Source organism: Actinosynnema sp. NPDC037264 (assembly GCF_055603705.1).
This window is the reverse complement of sequence record NZ_JBVJVK010000007.1, coordinates 14,921-27,276: the sequence shown is the minus strand read 5'-3', so window position 1 is coordinate 27,276 and position 12,356 is coordinate 14,921. Positions and strand designations below refer to the sequence as shown.

Sequence of the window (12,356 nt, the reverse complement as noted above, 5' to 3'; positions counted from 1 at the left end):
CCGGATCCTCCAGCGTCGGCCTGGCCCTCGTCGGCCACCGCGGCGCGCGACTTCTCGACGGTGGTGCGACCTTGAACCGGATCACTATCGGCTCTCCGCGGCCGCGCCGGTAGCCCCGGTCGGGTGCCGGTCCGGCACGCCCGACCCGGGCACCTCGTCGGCGCGATCACCCCGTGGGGTCACCGGCTGCGGGGCGGGGGGTGCGGTCCGCGCGGTGGGTTCAGGGCGGCGCAGGTGATCACCAGTGAGGCGAGGACCAGCACGGTGATCAAGGTGGTGATGAGCACGTCGAAGAGCCACTCGAAGAGCATGGTCAGTCCTGTGGTGTGGTGGCCTTCTCGCTCGGCCGGCGGGCGGAGGGCCCGGCGCGGCGTCGGGAGCGCAGGCTGGTCAGGATGACGGTCGCGAGCACGGCGATGATCACCGCCAGCGAGACCGGGGTGGGGATCTCGGGCACGTCCGGCCAGATGCCGTGGGCCCAGTGCAGCACGAGCTTCGCCCCGATGAAGGCGAGGATGACGGCCAGCCCGTGGTTGAGGTGGACGAGCTTGGCCAGGGCGGTGTGCAGGACGAAGTACAGGGCGCGCAGGCCGAGCAGGGCGAACGCGTTGGTGGCGAACACGAGGTAGGGGTCGTCGGTGATGCCGTAGACGGCCGGCACCGAGTCGACGGCGAACACCATGTCCGTGGCGAAGACGGCGACCACGACGACCGCCAGCGGGGTGAGCGCGCGTCGGCCGTGTTCGCGCACGGTCAGGCGGGTGCCGCGGTAGTCGTCGGTGACGGGCATCAGGCGCCGCAACAGCCGGACGGAGCGCATCCGGGAGACCTCACGCAGGGCGACGTTCCCGGTGAGCGCCTCGTGCAGGATCTTCAGCGCCGAGACGAACAGGATGAGCCCGAACACGAGGAACGCCCACGTGCCCGCCGACAGCATGGCCGCGCCGGCGGCGATGAACACGCCGCGCAGCGCCAACGCGCCGACGATGCCGAAGAGCAGCACGCGTTGCCGCACGTCAGAGGGGACGGCGAAGACGGCGAGCAGCAGCATGAAGACGAACAGGTTGTCCACCGACAGGGACTTCTCGACGACGAACCCGGTCATGAACTCCAGCGCCCGGCCGCTGCCGGCGGTGTTCCACAACCAGGCCCCGAACACCACCGGCAAGGTCAGGTAGAACGCCGACCACCCGACCGCTTCCCGCATCGACACCTCGTGCGGCCGGTGGGTGACCGCGAAGTCGGCGACCAGCAGCGCGACGAGGACGGCGATGCTGACCAACCACAGACCGGGCGTGCCGACGACCTCCGCCGAAACCGCCGCTGACAGGGGCACCGAACCTCCCCGAACAGTCGATGTTCGAGGTCTCCTTCACCCCGACCGGGGCGGCCTCCCGAGGACATCGACCGAGGTGTCCGTACTGACCGGGCAGGCGCTTGGGAAGTACTCCCCTCGACGCCAGTATCCGGCCGCGCGGTCAGCGAGTAAAGCCCCGGTAAAGGTAGACGGTATCGCTCAATCGGGTATCGCAGTGCGCCACCGCCGGAGCACCGGTGAGGAGGTACGGCTCCCTGCTCACCGGGTCGGCGGGCGTGCCGAGACCGCTGCCCGCGGCTCGTCCTGGTCGACAGCGCGATGGAGTCGCACCCACGGTCCGGGAGGTGCTCGGCGGCGGAGCACCCGAAGCGATGGTGCACCGAGGTTCAGGGGGCCACTGCGGGTTCCCGGCGGCGGGCCGGGAACCCGCAGGTTCAGGCGACGGTGCAGGCCGACCCGTTGAGCGTGAACGAGGACGGTTCGCCGGTGTTGCCGGTGTGGTTGGCCTGGAAGCCGATGCCCACCGACGTGCCGGGCGCGATGGCGCCGTTGTACGAGACGTTCCGGGCGGTCACCGCGCCGGTGGTCGGCGCGTAGGTGGCGCTCCAGCCGCTGGTGATCGTCTGCCCGCCCGGGAGGGCGAACGCGAGGCTCCAGCCGTTGATCGCCGCGCTGCCGGTGTTGGTGATGGTGATCGACGACGTGAAGCCGGTGTTCCAGGCGCTCACGGTGTACTCGACCCGGCAGCCGTCACCGGGCTGCGGCGTCGTGGTCGTGGTGGTCGTAGTGCTGGTCGTCGTGGTCGTGGTCGTGGTCGTGGTCGTAGTGGTGGTGCTGGTGGGTGGGGTGCCGTCGAGCCCGAAGAAGCGGATGACCTGGGCGGCGTCGACGGGGATGTTGTGGCTGACGCCCTGCATGCTGATCGCCTCGACCGGCGCCATCCCGCCGCTGCTGCCGTAGCGGGTGCGCGTGTAGCCGGACTGCGGCGTGTCGGTGAACGTCGGCGTCTGGCCCAGTCCGTGGACGTTCGTCCACTGCTTGACCTGCTCGCCGAAGTTGGGGTAGCGCAGCGTGTCGTCGTTGGTGCCGTGCCAGATCTGCATCCTGGGCCTGGGGCCGGTGTAGCCGGGGTAGGCCGCGCGGACGAGGTCGCCCCACTGCTGCGGGGTCTTGATCGACTGGCCGCTGGAGCACTGGCTGTTCCACTCCGAGCCGTTGGTGGTGGCGAAGCACGCGAACGGGACGCCGGCGAACGAAGCGCCGGCCTGGAAGACGTCCGGGTAGACGCCGAGCAGGACGTTGGTCATCATCGCGCCGGAGGAGGTGCCGGTGGCGAAGATCCGGCCGGGGTCGCCGTTGTGGCGCTGCTTGACGTAGTCGACCATCGCCATCAGCCCGACCGGGTCGCTGCCGCCACCGCGGCGCAGTGCCGCCGGTGACGAGACGTCCCAGCACTTGCTGCTGCGCGTGACGGTCGGGTAGATCACGATGAAGCCGTGGCGGTCGGCCAGGGACGCGTACTGGGTCTGGGAGTGAAATCCCGGCCCGGACCCGCCGCAGTAGTGGATGGCCAGCAGGATCCCGGGCTTGGCGGCCACGCGGTCCGGGACGTACAGGTGCATCTGCAGGTTGGTGGGGTTGGTGCCGAAGTTCGTCACCTGGGTCAGGCTCGCCGCCGACGCTTGCGGCGCGGCGAACGCCAACAACGCCGCGACCATCGCCCCCGCGACCGCCAGGACGGCGCCGGGTAACAAGTTCTTCAGGTTCATCGGACCGTTCCTCGGCAGGTAAGCGAGAGACGGTTCCGCCGGAGGGCCACCCGTCTCCCGACGCCAGTGTCGGGGCTGAAACGTTACGAAGTATCGAGCGAAACAGTTCCAACCGGCAAGCCCCGGAACGATCTGTGCGTCTCATTAGCACCGGGTGCGATCGGGTTCACCCCCCGCGGACGCGACTGTCTGTTGTGGACAGTGCGCGTCGGGTCTGCCCGAGTGCTTACGCCTCGCCCTTCGCGTGGCGCACGATCGCATCCGGGCTGGGCAGGATGACGGTCTCGTGCCCGTCCTCGAACCGCACCCGGTAAGGCGGCTCGCCGTCCTTCCCCAGCACTTCGAGGATCTCGGCGGTGCGGTCGTGCTGCCCGACGACCTTGCCGTGCACCAACAGCTCGTCACCGACGGTTGCCCGCATGGCACATCCCTCCTCTGGACGACTCCAGCATGGGATACCCCTGACCGGGCCGTGTCGAGCCTCCGGGGGAATGTGCGACCCGAACGGGGATCACCCGCCGTGACGGCGGTCGATGTGCCGACCGTCATCGGCGGGGCGCCCCGGGCTCCGTGTGCGCGGGGGAGGATCGGTGCGACGATCGACCGGTGAGCACCATGCGGGCGTGGCACGTGGACCGGCCCGGCCCGATGGCGGGCGGGCCGCTGGTGCAGCACCGGGATCCGGTGCCCGAGCCGGGACCGGGGGAGCTGCTGCTCAGGGTGCTGGTCTGCGGGGTCTGCCGCACCGACCTGCACGTCACCGAAGGCGACTTGCCCGTGCACCGTCCCGGGGTCGTGCCCGGGCACGAGGTCGTCGGCGAGGTCGTCCGGTCCGACGACGACCGGTTCGCGATCGGCGACCGGGTGGGCGTGGCGTGGCTGCGCGGCACGTGCGGTCGGTGCCGGTACTGCCTGCGTGGCGACGAGAACCTGTGCCCGGAGTCGGTCTACACCGGGTGGGACGCCGACGGCGGCTACGCCGACTTCACCGTGGTCCCCGCCGACTACGCCCACCACCTGCCCGCCGGGTACTCCGACGCCGAGTCGGCCCCGTTGCTGTGCGCCGGGATCATCGGGTACCGGGCGTTGCGGCGCGCGGAACTGCCCGAGGGCGGACGGCTGGGCATCTACGGCTTCGGGGCGAGCGCGCACCTGGCGGCACAGGTCGCGCTGGCCCGTGGGGCCGTCGTGCACGTCATGACCCGCAGCGCTCGGGCCCGTGAGCTGGCGATGGCCCTCGGCGCGACGTCGGCGGGCGACGCCGCGGACCCGCCACCGGAGCCGCTGGACTCGGCGATCCTGTTCGCCCCGGTCGGCACGCTCGTCCGGCCCGCGCTCGAAGCGCTGGACCGCGGGGGCACGCTGTCGATCGCGGGCATCCACCTCACCGACATCCCGCCGCTGGTCTACCGGTCGCACCTGTTCCAGGAACGGCAGTTGCGCAGCGTCACGGCCAACACCCGGCAGGACGCCGCGGAGTTCCTGCGCTTCGCGGGCGCGCACCGGCTGGAGGTCACCACCACGCCCTACCCGCTCGACGCGGCCGACCAGGCGTTGACCGACCTCGCCGCGGACCGCGTCGACGGCGCCGCCGTGCTCGTGGCGTCCCTCCCCGGGTGATCGCACCACGACCACCCGATCGTGTGACATCGGTGCGTACCTCCGCTGCCGTACCCCGACGGCGGACCACCGCACATCCACGTTCGGCGGTGACACCGCGCCCGGCCGTGGGCAACGATGGGGTGGCCGACCGGCGCGTTGCCGCGGCGGGGCACGGTGTTGTCCGACGACTTCCCAGGAGGCGCAGTCCGATGAGCGAGCAGGTCGAGGTTGCTCCACACATCCTCGTGGAGACCGTCCGGCGCGACGGCGCCACGGTGATCCGCGTCGACGGCGTGGTGGACATGCTGACCTGCGACGACGTGCGCACCGAGGTCATCGCCCGCCTGGCCGAGCCGTCCGAGGTGCTGGTGCTCGACCTCACCGCGGTGACGTTCTTCGGCACGATCGGCCTGTCGATGCTCATCGAGGCGCGGCACCGGGCCGAACGGCGGGGCGTCCGGTTCGCCGTGGCCGCCGACCAGCGCGCCGTGCTCAGGCCGTTGACCGAGACGGGGATCGTGGACCTCGTCGTCCTGCGGTCGGGTGTGCGTGAGGCGACCGAGGCGGCGCTGGCACAGCCCGTGGTCTGACGGCGGGCGAACACCGGTCGCCGAGCACCGGACACCCGGCCTCCACACCGGTCCGGACGACGCCGTCACCGTGACGTCGTCCGGACTCGGACTCGGGCTCGTGCTCGGGGTCCGGGTCGGTGCGGTGGTCGGCGATCTCGCGGCTCCAGGTGGACCATCGACCGGTGGTCACGGTGTTCCTGTGCGGTGACGTGATGACCGGGCGCGGGGTCGACCAGATCCTGCCGCACCCAGGCGACCCGCGGCTGCACGAGCCGTGGGTCGAGGACGCGCGGTCCTACGTTGCGTTGGCGGAGCAGGAGAACGGCCCGATCCCGTGCCCGGTCGACTTCGCGTGGCCGTGGGGAGATGCCCTGCACGTGCTGGCCGAGGAGGCGCCGGATGTGCGGTTGATCAACCTGGAGACCAGCGTCACCCGCGACGGGAGGATCGACCCCGCCAAGCGGCTGCACTACCGGATGAGTCCGGGGAACGTCCCGTGCCTGACCGCGGCCCGACCCGACGCCTGCGCGCTCGCCAACAACCACGTGCTCGACTTCGGCCGCCGCGGACTGGTCGACACCCTCGACGTGCTGACCAGGGCAGGGATCGCGGTGGCGGGCGCGGGACGCACCGCGAGCGAGGCGGAACAGCCCGCCGTCCTCCCCGCGGGCGACGGGAGCCGGGTCGTCTTCGTCTCGCTCGGGGCCCGGTCCAGCGGAATCCCCGGCAGCTGGGCGGCCACCCCGGACCGGCCGGGGGTCGCCCTGCTGCCGGACGTGTCCGGGGCCGCCGCCCACCACGTCACCGCCCGCGTGCGGCGGATCAAGCGTCCCGGTGACGTCGTCGTGGTGTCGCTGCACTGGGGGTCGAACTGGGGCTACGACGTTCCCGACTCGCACGTCGACTTCGCGCACGCACTCGTCGACGGCGGGGTGGACATCGTGCACGGCCACTCCTCGCACCACCCACGCCCGATCGAGCTCCACCACGGCAAGCTGATCCTCTACGGCTGCGGCGACCTCATCAACGACTACGAAGGCATCACCGGTCACGAGGAGTACCGCGACGACCTGCGCCTGCTGTACTTCGCCACGGTCCACCCGGACACGGGCCACCTCGCCCGCCTGCGGACGGCCCCGGTGAAAGCCAACCGCCTGCGCCTCCACCACACCGCCGACGCCGACACCGCCCACCTGCGTTCCGTCCTGGATCAGCTGAGCCACCCGTTCGGCACCCGTGTCGACCTCCGTGACGGCATGCTCGAACTGCGCACCGAACCCCGGTGACCGGGCGGGCAGTACACGTCCGGCGACGTGGGGTCAGTACCGTCGAGCGTCCGCACCAAGCGGGGAGGAAATGCCATGCCGAAGTTCGTGACCCCCGGTCACGGCGACCGTGAGGGCTACGACCGCACCGACCCGACCGTGCGTGACACGGCATGACCGTCGGGAGCGGAAAGGTCACCTCTGACTGGGGCCGGACTTTCGACCAGTTCGCGGTGTGGCGTCCGCTGCGGTTGTTGAGGCGGCTGGGTCCGGTGGTGCAAGGGATAACCCTCGATCGCAACACCGCGGGCGACGCGTACTTCCCGACGGTGCACATCCATGTGCTCGCAGTGCCTTTCCCGGTCATCTCCCTGACCATGGGGCAGAGGCTCCTGGATGATTCGGGTGCGCAGAAACAGGTCATGTTCTCGCGGCACGCGGAAGAGTTCCGGGTTGCGGTCGAGGGTGTTCGTCGACAGTCCAGCCTGTCGGTGGACGAACCGCCTGGGATTGTGGAGGTGGTTCGTGCGCTCCACGACCATGCGAAGAACCGGCATGCCGATGGCCACCCGCCGGCCGTTCACGAAGTCGGGCAAAGCATCTTGGTGGCAGCGGTCTGCGCGGAACAAGACCTGGTCGATGAAGGAATCGCGGTGGCCCGTTCCCTTCTCGAGGTCTGGCCGCGGACTCGGCTTCCGCTCGACTGGGTGAACGGACGGGTGTGGTTGGACGAGGTCTTGGGTCGGGCCCGAGATGCCAAGGACTTGGCGAGGGTGGTCGACCAGCAGATCGGCTACCACAAGCTCGCGGACATCCCGAACCTCATCTGACGGCCGATGGCCGCGAGTGGGCGGCTGGAGGTGGGGCCGGTGGCTCCAGGGAGACGTCCGGACGGGGTGGCGGGTGGCGGAGGGCGCGGCGGGGTCGAGGGTTCGGTCGGTGGTTGGGTGCGGGTTGACTCGGAGGGTAAAGGTCAACCATCATTGACTCAATAACTCCTGACTGATCGACTTGGAGGGCCTGGCATGGCCGGGACACGCGAGCACCACGATCTGAGCATCGATCAGCAACTCGCCCTGCGCACGGCGGCGGCACGGTTGCGCGAGTCGTTCGACGGGGTGTTCGGCGTGGAGACGATCGAGCGGTTCCTGCACTCCAGCTACGACCAGTTCGCCGCGCACAGCACGATCCCGAACTACCCTGCCGCTGCTGGCTGAACGGTTCGCCCGCCAACGTCTCCAGGCCCTCGCCCGGGTCGAGGGCCACCACCAGGACGGCAAGCCGACCGTGCTGTTCCTCTGCGTCCACAACGCCGGGCGCAGCCAGATGGCGCTCGGGTTCTTCCGGCGCCTGGCCGGTGACGCGGCGGTGGCGTGGTCGGGCGGCTCGGAGCCGGGCTACGAGATCAACCCCTCCGCCGTCGAGGCCATGGCCGAACGCGACATCGACATCACCGGCGAGTTCCCCAAGCCGTGGACGGAGGAGATCGTCCGCGCCGCCGACGTCGTGGTCACCATGGGCTGCGGCGACGCGTGCCCCGTCCACCCCGGCAAGCGCTACCTGGACTGGGAGCTGGACGACCCGGCGGGCAAGGCGGTGGCGGACGTCCGGCCGGTGCGCGACGAGATCGAACGCCGGGTGCGCGCCCTGCTCGCCGAACTGGACGTGCCGGTTGCGTGAGGACCCCGGCCTGCCGTCACCCCGGTCGTCGGGGATGCGACCATTGCGCCGACGGATTCCGGACCAATGGGGGAGGCTGCGCAGCTCATGGCGGACAAAGCGCTCAGCCACCACCTGAAGACCCCCGTCAACGCCTGGGCACCGAGCCGCCCGTGGAGCCGGAACCGGGTCGAGCACTCACCGGGCACCGCGGGCCCCCACCGTCCGCCCCACGAGGAGTCGGCAGAGGCGGAGCGGCGCTGAACGTCATCGTGATCGGCGGCGGCCAGGCAGGGCTCGCCGCGGGCTACTACCTGCGCCGGGCCGGGCTGGACTTCACCATCCTCGACGCCCAGCCCGAGCCGGGTGGCGCGTGGCTGCACGGCTGGGACTCGCTGCGCCTGTTCTCCCCGGCCCGGCACAGCTCCCTGCCCGGCCGGCCGATGCCGCCCTTCCCGCACGAGGGCTACCCGACCGCCGGGCACGTCGTGGACTACCTGCGTGCCTACGAGAAGCGCTACGAGCTGCCGGTCGAACGTCCGGTCCGCGTGCGCGCGGTCCGCCGGGTCGACGGCGGCTACGACGTGGACGGCCGGTTCGCCGACGCCGTCATCAGCACCACCGGCACGTGGTGGCGACCGTTCGTCCCCGCCGGCGCCCGCGGCCTGCCCGGACGCCAACTGCACACCGTGCGGTACCGCAACCCGCGGGAACTCGCCGGGCAACGCGTGGTCGTGGTCGGCGGCGGCAACTCCGGCGCCCAGATCGCCGCCGACCTCGCCGACCACGTCGACCTGACCTGGATCACCCGCCGACCGCCCCGCTACCTGCCCGACGAGATCGACGGCAAGGCCCTGTTCGACATCGCCACCCACCAGCCCGGCGGCGTCGGGGCCCTCGGCGACATCGTGGCCGTCCCACCCGTGCGCGACGCCCGCGACCGAGGCGTCCTGGTGGCCCAACCGATGAACCGCCAAGCGCTCGCCGACGCCGACACGGTCATCTGGTGCACCGGCTTCCGCCCCGCGCTCGACCACCTGGCGCCGCTGGGCCTGCGCGACCGCGACGGCCACGTCCACGGGGAACCCCGCCTGCACCTGCTCGGCTACGGCAACTGGACCGGCCCCGCCTCGGCCACCCTGATCGGCGTCGGCCCGACCGCGCGCGCCGCCGTGCACACCATCGCGAAGGAACTGGGCAGGGTCACCCGCAGGTGATCACTTCGGTCCTCACCGCGAGCGGGGCCGGAGCCCGGCGCGCCCCTCGGTTCCGCCGGGCTGCCGGACGTCAGACGCGCGAACTCGGAGCCGTCAACGTCAGCTCCGCCACCTGGAGGCCGCCGCAGCACCCGCCGGTGGACGTCGGTTCGACGTCGAAGACTCCGGATCCGCCGCAGACGCCGGTTTCGGGGAGGGTGAGTTCGACCTTGGTGGCGGCTTCGTGGTCGCCGGCGATCTCGGCGGCCACGCTGCGGACCTGTTCGTAGCCGGTCATCGCGAGGAACGTCGGGGCGCGGCCGTAGCTCTTCATCCCGACCAGGTAGACGCCGGGCTCGGGGTGGCGCAGTTCATTCGCGCCGTGTGGGTGGACGGTGCCGCAGGAGTGGACGTTGGGGTCGATGAGCGGGGCGAGCGTGGTCGGCGCTTGGAGTACGGGGTCGAGGTCGAGCCGGACTTCGGACAGCCAGGAGTGGTCCGGTCGGAACCCGGTCAGTGCCACGACTTCGTCCACGGGGTCGAGGCGGTGCCCGTCTTCCGACACCAGCACCACGCGGTCGCCGTCTCGTTCGACGGCTGCGGTGCGGAAGCCGGTGACGACCTCGACGTGCCCGGCCTTCACCGCCGCGCGTGCCTTCAGTCCGAGGGCGCCGCGTGCGGGCAGTTGGTCGGCTTCGCCGCCGCCGAAGACGTTGCCGACCGCGCCGCGGCGCAGCAGCCAGGTGACGTGCGTGCCGGGGTGCCGTTCGGCGAGGTTCGTCAGTGCGACCAGGGCGGTGAGCGCGGAGTGCCCGCTGCCGGCCACGGCGATCCGCTTGCCCGCGTACCGTTCGGCCTCGCGGTCCAGGTCGGGCACGCGGTAGCCGATCCGGTCCGCCGCCTCCGGCTCACCGGCCGCGGGCAGTCCGTCGCCGCCGAGCGGGTTGGGCGCGCCCCAGGTGCCGGAGGCGTCGACGACGGCCCGTGCGGTGATCCGCCGGCCGCCTTCGACGTGCACGGTGAGCGGTTCGCTGTCGCGGCCGGCGTCCACGACGCGGTCCCGTCCGCGGCGGGCGACGCCGATGACGCGGGCGTTCACCCGGACGTGCTCGCCCAGCGCCTCGGCCAGCGGCACCAGGTACTCGGCTGCCCACTGCTCGCCGGTCGGGTAGCCGTCGGGGTCGGGTGAACGCCACCCGGTGGGCTCGAGCAGTCGGCGGGCGGCGGGGTCGACGAGTTCGGACCACTGGGAGAACAGGCGCACGTGCCGCCACCGGGCCACCGCCGCGCCGGCCTGGGGGCCGGCTTCGAGCACCACGGGTCGCAGGCCGCGTTCGAGCAGGTGCGCCGCCGCCGCCAACCCGACCGGCCCCGCCCCGACCACGACCACCGGAAGCTCGTCCACGAGCCACCCCTTTTCATCGTCTGTCTTCGATCGAACAGGTGGGAATGTATCGAGTCTGCTCGATGGATGCAACCATCGGCGTTTGTCGATACTCTGGTGGGTATGACGACGACGCTGCCCGCGGTGGGCCTCGCCCCCGAGGACGCCTCCACCTACGCCGAGTGGTTCGCCTGCCTGGCCGACCCCACCCGCGTGCGCCTGCTGCACACCGTCGCCACCCACCCCGGCGAGATCACCGTGGGCGCGCTGACCGAGGCGGTCGGCGTCAGCCAGTCCACCTGCTCGCACCACCTGCGCAAACTCGCCGACGTCGGGTTCGTGCGGTTGCGCAAGGAGGGCACCGCGACCCTGGTGTCGGTCAACCCGGCGTGCTGCACGGGCCTGCCGCACGCCGCCGACGCCGTCATGGGCACCATCGTCACCCGCCCGTGCTGCCCGGCCGACCTGCCCGCCGACGTCACCGTCCGCCCGCTGGCCGACGACGACTGGCCGGAGGTGCGCCGCATCTACGGCGAGGGCATCGCCACCGGCAACGCCACCTTCGAGACCGAGACGCCCAGCCGCCGCACGCTGGAAGCCAAGTGGCTGCCCGGGCACCGCTGGGTCGCCGTGGTCGACGGTCGGGTCGCCGGCTGGGCGGCCGCCACCCCCGTCTCGGCCCGGGAGTGCTACTCGGGCGTGGCCGAGACGTCGGTCTACGTCGGTGACGGCTTCCGCGGCCGAGGGGTGGGCAAGGCGCTGCTGCACCGGCAGGTCACCGCCGCCGACCAGGGCGGCCTCTGGACCCTGCAGACCGCGATCTTCCCCGAGAACCGGGCCAGCATCGCCCTGCACCACTCGGCCGGCTACCGCACCGTCGGCGTCCGCGAACGCATCGCCCGACACCACGGCGTCTGGCGCGACACCGTCATGCTCGAACGCCGCGCCGACTCCGCCTCCGTCCTCACCGCACCGGACTGCGCCACCTGCTGAACACGCCCCAGGCGCATACGGGAACGTGGACGACTAGCGACCGTTCCCGGCCACCCCGTGCCGCCGGGGCGGGGTCCACGGAACACGCTCGGCGTCGCCGGGATCGGTGAACGCGAGAACCGACTCGTCGAGCCGGTGGAACGACAACCCACCGGCAACGGTCTCGTCCAGCTCACCGGCGATCAGCAGCAGCGGCCGTGCCCCGATCCGCAGGCACACCTCGGCCAGGACACCTTCGTCGACGACGACGTCCACCTCCTCGACCTGGCCGAGCGGCAACTCGGTCAACGCCCTCCACCGGTAGATCCCGTCCCACTTCTCGCCGTCCGGGAACCGGGCGTCGGCCCACGCGCGCAACCCGAACTCCGCGTCATCTTGGTAAGTGGTGACACTGAGTGCGCTGTCATCGTCCAGCGACGCCTGCAAGCCGAACAGTTGCAGACAGGGCACCTCCGGATCCTCGAACCGGGGACCACCGCCCGCGGCGTTCTCCCTCAACGCCATCTCCACGCCGACCCACGACAGCACCCGCCTACCCCGCCACGACTCGAACTCCCGCGCCCGCTCGGCCACCCAGTCATCCCGCGTCACGCCGCCA

The 12,356-nt window shown here is 71.6% G+C and carries 14 protein-coding genes; 8 read left to right on the top strand and 6 right to left on the bottom strand.

Going from position 1 to position 12,356, the window contains the following annotated elements; genetic code table 11:
- Positions 1 to 179 precede the first annotated feature (179 nt).
- The 4 genes from ACZ7GX_RS11060 to ACZ7GX_RS11045 form a co-directional block, all read right to left on the bottom strand.
- Complete coding sequence (locus tag ACZ7GX_RS11060; RefSeq protein WP_498775284.1) at positions 180 to 311, bottom strand: hypothetical protein; 132 nt, start codon at positions 309 to 311, stop codon at positions 180 to 182.
- Between the two features lie 2 nt (positions 312 to 313).
- A complete protein-coding gene (locus ACZ7GX_RS11055) occupies positions 314 to 1,336 on the bottom strand; it encodes a TerC/Alx family metal homeostasis membrane protein (RefSeq protein WP_498775282.1) in 1,023 nt (340 codons plus the stop codon).
- Positions 1,337 to 1,752: 416 nt separating this feature from the next.
- Entirely contained in the window at positions 1,753 to 3,087 is a 1,335-nt protein-coding gene (locus tag ACZ7GX_RS11050; protein ID WP_498775280.1) for an extracellular catalytic domain type 1 short-chain-length polyhydroxyalkanoate depolymerase, read from the bottom strand.
- A gap of 226 nt (positions 3,088 to 3,313) precedes the next feature.
- Positions 3,314 to 3,508, bottom strand: coding sequence for a DUF1918 domain-containing protein (locus tag ACZ7GX_RS11045; protein WP_498775278.1), 195 nt, complete (start codon positions 3,506 to 3,508; stop codon positions 3,314 to 3,316).
- 194 nt (positions 3,509 to 3,702) lie between these two features.
- On the opposite strand from ACZ7GX_RS11045, the gene ACZ7GX_RS11040 reads away from it, so the two are divergent.
- The 7 genes from ACZ7GX_RS11040 to ACZ7GX_RS11010 all read left to right on the top strand — a co-directional run bounded on the left by ACZ7GX_RS11040 (position 3,703) and on the right by ACZ7GX_RS11010 (position 9,402).
- Positions 3,703 to 4,707 (top strand): zinc-binding alcohol dehydrogenase family protein, encoded by a 1,005-nt coding sequence (locus ACZ7GX_RS11040; RefSeq protein ID WP_498775687.1) that lies wholly within the window; start codon positions 3,703 to 3,705, stop codon positions 4,705 to 4,707.
- Positions 4,708 to 4,898: 191 nt separating this feature from the next.
- Positions 4,899 to 5,279, top strand: a complete 381-nt coding sequence (locus tag ACZ7GX_RS11035) for an STAS domain-containing protein (RefSeq protein ID WP_498775276.1) — start codon at positions 4,899 to 4,901, stop codon at positions 5,277 to 5,279.
- A gap of 164 nt (positions 5,280 to 5,443) precedes the next feature.
- Complete coding sequence (locus ACZ7GX_RS11030) at positions 5,444 to 6,547, top strand: CapA family protein (RefSeq protein WP_498775274.1); 1,104 nt, start codon at positions 5,444 to 5,446, stop codon at positions 6,545 to 6,547.
- 152 nt (positions 6,548 to 6,699) lie between these two features.
- A complete protein-coding gene (locus ACZ7GX_RS11025; protein WP_498775272.1) occupies positions 6,700 to 7,356 on the top strand; it encodes a hypothetical protein in 657 nt (218 codons plus the stop codon).
- Positions 7,357 to 7,551: 195 nt separating this feature from the next.
- On the top strand, positions 7,552 to 7,743 hold the full coding sequence (locus ACZ7GX_RS11020) for a three-helix bundle dimerization domain-containing protein (protein ID WP_498775270.1): 192 nt from the start codon (positions 7,552 to 7,554) through the stop codon (positions 7,741 to 7,743).
- Positions 7,744 to 7,813: 70 nt separating this feature from the next.
- Positions 7,814 to 8,206 carry an arsenate reductase ArsC gene (locus ACZ7GX_RS11015; protein WP_498775268.1) on the top strand — a complete coding sequence of 131 codons (393 nt, stop codon included), beginning with the start codon at positions 7,814 to 7,816 and terminating at the stop codon, positions 8,204 to 8,206.
- A gap of 251 nt (positions 8,207 to 8,457) precedes the next feature.
- A complete protein-coding gene (locus ACZ7GX_RS11010; RefSeq protein ID WP_498775266.1) occupies positions 8,458 to 9,402 on the top strand; it encodes an NAD(P)-binding domain-containing protein in 945 nt (314 codons plus the stop codon).
- A 70-nt stretch (positions 9,403 to 9,472) separates the two neighbouring features.
- Here ACZ7GX_RS11010 and ACZ7GX_RS11005 read toward each other — a convergent pair whose 3' ends face one another.
- Positions 9,473 to 10,786: an FAD-dependent oxidoreductase gene (locus ACZ7GX_RS11005; protein ID WP_498775264.1), complete on the bottom strand. Its 1,314-nt coding sequence runs from the start codon at positions 10,784 to 10,786 to the stop codon at positions 9,473 to 9,475.
- 102 nt (positions 10,787 to 10,888) lie between these two features.
- On the opposite strand from ACZ7GX_RS11005, the gene ACZ7GX_RS11000 reads away from it, so the two are divergent.
- Complete coding sequence (locus ACZ7GX_RS11000; protein WP_498775262.1) at positions 10,889 to 11,758, top strand: helix-turn-helix domain-containing GNAT family N-acetyltransferase; 870 nt, start codon at positions 10,889 to 10,891, stop codon at positions 11,756 to 11,758.
- Positions 11,759 to 11,791: 33 nt separating this feature from the next.
- Here ACZ7GX_RS11000 and ACZ7GX_RS10995 read toward each other — a convergent pair whose 3' ends face one another.
- Complete coding sequence (locus ACZ7GX_RS10995; protein WP_498775260.1) at positions 11,792 to 12,349, bottom strand: hypothetical protein; 558 nt, start codon at positions 12,347 to 12,349, stop codon at positions 11,792 to 11,794.
- Between the last annotated feature and the right edge of the window lie 7 nt (positions 12,350 to 12,356).